The organism is Methylobacterium sp. B1, assembly GCF_000333255.1.
Lineage (GTDB): Bacteria > Pseudomonadota > Alphaproteobacteria > Rhizobiales > Beijerinckiaceae > Methylobacterium > Methylobacterium fujisawaense.
The window spans coordinates 1-4,471 of the sequence record NZ_BACT01000713.1 but is presented as its reverse complement, the minus strand read 5'-3'; the positions used below and the strand labels follow the sequence as shown (position 1 = coordinate 4,471).

Genomic DNA, 4,471 nt, shown 5'->3' with positions numbered 1-4,471 from the left:
AGCCGCGATTGGCCCGGGCGAGCAGCCCCGGCTCAAAGGCCTTCACGCCTGCGCCGAGCGCCCGCTCCAGATCGAGGGTGCCGACCACGCGGTCCTCGGTGGCGCCGAGCGGCAGGTCCACCACCGGCACCGGTGTCTTGTGACTCTTTCGCGGGCCGCCTTCCGCGCAATGCGGGCAGGATGCGGCCGGGCTGTCGGGGTCGCAATTGTAGGGGCAGCCGGCCACCGCCCGCATCGGCGGCAGCAGGGCGGCCAGCGCCCGGATCGCCGTGGACTTGCCGGTGCCGCGGTCGCCGAAGACCAGCACGCCGCCGACGGACGGGTCCACCGCCGCGATCAGCAGCGCCTGGCGCATCTCGTCCTGGCCGACGATGGCCGAGAAGGGGAAGGTGGGCACGGGGTTCTGGCTCTGGCTCCTCTCCTCCCCGCTTGGGGAGGAGCCGGAGATGGGGGGGTGCAGGATGGGTCGAGGCGGTGCCGTCTGCACCACCCCCACCCCTACCCCTCTCCGCAAGGGGGAGGGAAGAGCGCCTTACTCCGCCGCCTTCTGCCGAAGCCCGATCCGCCCCCAAATCGTGGTCAGGGCCTCGACGAGACGGGCGATGTCGGCATCCGTGTGCAGCGGCGACGGGGTGATCCGCAGGCGTTCGGTGCCGCGGGCCACCGTCGGGTAGTTGATCGGCTGCACGTAGATGCCGAACTCGTCGAGCAGGGTGTCGGAGATTCCCTTGCACAGCACCGGGTCGCAGACCATCACCGGCACGATGTGGCTGTCGTTGGGCATGGTCGGGATGTCGGCGGCCTCCAGCGCCTGACGGACCTTCGCCACGCGCTCCTGGTGCCGGGCGCGCTCTTCGCCGCTCGTCTTCAGGTGGCGGATCGACGCCGCCGCGCCCGCCGCCACCGCGGGTGGCAGGGAGGTGGTGAAGATGAAGCCCGACGCGAAGCTGCGCACGAAGTCGCAGAGCTTCTCCGAGGCCGTGATGTAGCCGCCGTGCACGGCGAACGCCTTGCCCAGCGTCCCCTCGATCACGTCGAGCCGGTGGGCGACGCCGTCCCGCTCCGAGATGCCGCCGCCGCGGGCGCCGTAGAGGCCGACCGCGTGGACCTCGTCCAGGTAGGTGAGTGCCCCGTGGGCCTCGGCCACGTCGCAGATCTCTCCAATGGGGGCGATGTCGCCGTCCATCGAGTACACGGATTCAAACGCCACGAGCTTCGGCCGGGCCGGATCGACCAGGGCGAGCTTGGCGTTCAGGTCCTCCGGGTCGTTATGACGAAAAATGTGGCGCTCGGCGCGGGGAGAACCGGATGCCCTCGATCATCGAGGCGTGGTTCTCGGAATCGGAGAAGACCGCGCAGTTCGCAGGCGTGAGGCCAGGGTCCCGAGCGCCGCCCAGTTCGACACGTAGCCGGAGGTGAACAGCAGGGCCGCCTCTTTGCCGTGGAGGTCGGCGAGCTCGCGCTCCAGCAGCACGTGGTAGTGGTTGGTGCCCGAGATGTTGCGGGTGCCGCCGGCGCCGGCGCCGCAGCGGTCGATCGCCTCGTGCATCGCGCCGGTCACGGCCGGGTGCTGGCCCATGCCGAGATAGTCGTTGGAGCACCACACCGTCACGGGACGCGTGCCGCCGGCATGGTGGTGCGTGGCGTGCGGGAAGTTGCCCGCGTGGCGTTCGAGGTCGGTGAAGACCCGGTAGCGCCCTTCCCGGTGGAGCCCGGCGATCTCAGCCCCGAAGAAGGTCTCGTAGTCCATGTCGCCTCTCCCCGAACAAATCCTGCGGGTTGATCCCGCCTGTGACACCGGACTTCGCACAAGACCAGTTCCAGATTGGTGGACGTGCGTCGCCCGTTCGTGATCCCTCGGCCTACACGTGATCCGGCGGTCCGGCCGCTTCCCCGGGCGCCCGGGCCGGCAGGCTCCAGCGCCACAGCTCCGCCGAGGGCAGCGGCAGCATCAGGAACCAATGCTCCAGCGTGGCGAGCGCCGTGAGCGTCGCCAGGACCGTGAGGCCGATCAGCTCGTGCTCCAGCAGGTCCGGCCCCAGGGCCGCGCGTCCGAGCAGCGCCGCCGCGATGGTCCCGAGGCTCACGGAGACCGGGAACAGCAGGTTCATCGGCTTCCGGGACAGGTAGCAGGCGAGGTAGCCGAGATGGTCCGGGAGGAACTCGGCGTGGAGGTTGCGCACCCCCAGGAACAGGTTGAGCCGCGCCGAGAGGTTCATCACCACCAGGGTACCGTAGGTCCACAGGGCGAAGCGGTTGGGGCTGCCCCAGACCAGGGCCAGGATCGCCAGACCCCCGATCACGATGGCGAATTCGTGCCACAGGCTGGTGGCGAGCGCCGCGAGGAACCGGTCGAACCCCCGCACCCCCGGCGCGCAGGCGGCCGGCTTGGGGCCGGACAGGAAGCCCATGTAGTAGCTCATCTCCTGCCAGCCCCAGACGACGAGCGCCGCCGTGAAGGCCGTGTAGGCCCCCGTGGCACTCGTGTCCGCGGCGCTGGACCGGATCGCCAACAGGGCGCCCGCGAGCAGCAGCGTCGCCCCGGCCATGCTCCACGCATGCGTCCGCCGCGGGGCGTGGTCGAGCAGCAGGATCAGCCCGGTGGAGAACCACCAGAGCAGGACCGCGTAGACCACCGGGGCGGCGTAGGTCCCCATGCTACCAGACCGGCTGGAGGCGGATGTCGGCCGGCAGGGCGTTGGCCTTGACGGGGAGGAGATAGAGCCGGGCGAAGGTCGTGGCCGCCCGCAGCACCTGCACGCCGTGCTGCACCGTGCCGACGACGCCGCCCCGTGCCTTGGCGTCGGCGATCGCCCGCGAGCAGGCAAGCAGCCGGTCGAGCCCCGCCTTGAACTTCGGGTTGTCGAGGTCGAGCTCCAGCGGGAAGGTCTGCCGGGAGATCTCCGAGGTGATCCGGAAGACCTTGAAGTCGTAGTCGGTGGGATCGACCCCGAGCGCCTTGTGGAAGGCCGGCCGGTGATGGTCGCGCACGTACATCGTGGCGAAGACCGCAAGCAGGAAGAACCGGATCCAGTAGCGGTTCACGCCGCTCGTCAGCTTCGGGTTCGCGCGCATCAGGAGCGCGAAGGCCTCCCCGTGGCGGAACTCGTCGTTGCACCAGAGTTCGAACCACTTGAAGATCGGATGGATGCGCCGCTCCGGGTGCCGCTCCAGCTCGCGGAAGATCGTGATGTAGCGGGCGTAGCCGATCTTCTCCGAGAGGTAGGTGGCGTAGAAGATGAATTTCGGTCGAAAGAACGTGTACTTCTTGGATTTGGTGAGAAACCCCAAATCCACGCCGATGCCGAAATCCTTGAGCGTATCGTTGATGAACCCGGCGTGACGCGCCTCGTCCCGGCTCATGAAGCCGAACAATTCCTTGATATCTTTGTTCTTCGCCCGCTTCCTCATCTCGGCATAGAGGACGCAGCCGGAAAACTCCGCCGTGATCGAGGAAACCAAGAAGTCCAAAAACTCCTTCCGCAATTCGGGCTCCATCTGCGACAGGTCGCAGTCGAACTCCTCGTTGCGGGTGAAGTGGCGCTTGTTCGGGTCGGCGCGCAGCTCGGCAATGAGCAGATCCCAGTCGCGGCGCACGGGCTCGACATTGGTGCGATCGAGCTCGTCGAAATCCGTCGTGTAGAAGCGCGGGCTGAGGAACGTCGTCTCCTGGGCGGCCCGCGTCGATTCGTTGACCGGGACCTTCGGGACAGGCTGGCCGGAGGGCGGCGGGACAGATGCGTTCACAGCTTCCTCCTCTCGGAAAAGCTGACCTCGTAGAGTTCGGTCAGCTCGAGATGGGCGATGAGTTTGGTCCAGGCCCGCTCCAGCGCCCCGGCCCGGGTGACCGTGGCGGTGCGGCGCACGGTCAGCCGCTCGCCGTAGGGCACCGAGGTCGGCGCGTCGTGGACCTGGACCTCGTCGCCGGGTTCGATCTCGAAGCCGGCATCGAGGGTCACGTGGGCGTGCAGGCTCTCGGGGGTCTGCTCGATCTCCACCGTGCAGGGTACGGTGACGGTGCGGCTGCCGAACAGGCCCATCACCGCGTCTCCGTGGCGGGTACGCCCGGCGCGGGCATCAGCCGGGCGAAGGCGCCGGCATTGGTCGGCCCGAAGGCCTCGAGCGGCACCCGGCGGCCGGTCGCCTCGTCGGCGAGCGCGAGCCGGCCGTCCTCGTAGCGGGTCAGGCTGAACGGTTGCTCGGGCCCGAGGCCTTCCCGTTGGCGGGCCTGGGCGAGGCCCCGCAGGGTCCCGCGCAGGAAGCCGTCCTCGCCGGGGCGGATCCAGGCGACGATGTGCCGGTCGGCGATGTCCCGCAGGGCGATCGAGCCATCGACCTGATCCTCGGCGCGGAATTCGAGCCGCGCCACCGCTTTGGCGGGCGGCAGTGCGACGAGGCCGACCTGCTCGCTCCGGCCGATCAGGACCGCCAGCATGGTGAAGCCCATGAGTGCGCCCGCACCGACCATCAG

The 4,471-nt window shown here is 69.1% G+C and carries 5 protein-coding genes and 1 pseudogene; all 6 read right to left on the bottom strand.

Annotated elements, in window-relative coordinates:
* On the bottom strand, positions 1 to 397 hold a 397-nt coding region (locus I53_RS20885; RefSeq protein ID WP_043354269.1), incomplete at its 3' end, for an ATP-binding protein.
* Between the two features lie 135 nt (positions 398 to 532).
* A pseudogene (gene hemA, locus I53_RS20880) lies at positions 533 to 1,750 on the bottom strand (5-aminolevulinate synthase).
* Positions 1,751 to 1,862: 112 nt separating this feature from the next.
* A complete protein-coding gene (gene puhE / locus I53_RS20875) occupies positions 1,863 to 2,657 on the bottom strand; it encodes a putative photosynthetic complex assembly protein PuhE (RefSeq protein WP_043354267.1) in 795 nt (264 codons plus the stop codon).
* Position 2,658: 1 nt separating this feature from the next.
* Positions 2,659 to 3,747: a magnesium-protoporphyrin IX monomethyl ester (oxidative) cyclase gene (gene acsF / locus I53_RS20870; RefSeq protein WP_043354266.1), complete on the bottom strand. Its 1,089-nt coding sequence runs from the start codon at positions 3,745 to 3,747 to the stop codon at positions 2,659 to 2,661.
* Positions 3,744 to 4,040 (bottom strand): hypothetical protein, encoded by a 297-nt coding sequence (locus I53_RS20865; RefSeq protein ID WP_020095258.1) that lies wholly within the window; start codon positions 4,038 to 4,040, stop codon positions 3,744 to 3,746. The genes acsF and I53_RS20865 overlap by 4 nt, the downstream gene beginning before the upstream one ends.
* Positions 4,040 to 4,471: photosynthetic complex assembly protein PuhC (puhC, locus tag I53_RS20860; protein WP_043354264.1), on the bottom strand; the 432-nt coding region annotated here is incomplete at its 5' end. The genes puhC and I53_RS20865, both read right to left, overlap by 1 nt.

Excerpts from the sequence above, each read along its gene's own strand:
- I53_RS20865 (WP_020095258.1), bottom strand. The coding sequence starts at position 4,040 with ATGGGCCTGTTCGGCAGCCGCACCGTCACCGTACCCTGCACGGTGGAG.
- puhE (WP_043354267.1), bottom strand. The coding sequence starts at position 2,657 with ATGGGGACCTACGCCGCCCCGGTGGTCTACGCGGTCCTGCTCTGGTGG.